Here is a 260-nt window from a genome sequence, read left to right as displayed (position 1 = left end):
ACCTTTGCGGATATTAACCGTGATGGTTTGACTGATGTGATGTCACAGGTCAGCTCTTATGGTAACGGTGGACGCACTGCCTACTGGATGCAGAATGCTGATGGCAGTTACACGGCGAAATCAGTAGACCAAGGCACCCTTAACCACTTAGGGGGGGTGATAGCCTATGACCGTCACGGTGATGGCTATCTGGACTTTGTGTTGGCTGACTCGGAAGCAGACTCTATTTCGTTCCTTAAGAACGAAAATGGTGTACTGAG

The 260-nt window shown here is 49.2% G+C and carries 1 protein-coding gene; it reads left to right on the top strand.

Features of this window, described 5'->3' with window-relative positions; all coding sequences use genetic code 11:
• Nucleotides 1-260, top strand: a 260-nt coding sequence (locus tag AC2A06_RS19060; RefSeq protein WP_484381328.1) for a hypothetical protein, incomplete at both ends; no start/stop codon positions are given.

This window comes from Serratia sp. HNCC26DJ244, assembly GCF_057180565.1.
Note: the sequence above shows the minus strand (reverse complement) of the source record. Positions and strands in the feature narration are given on the sequence as shown.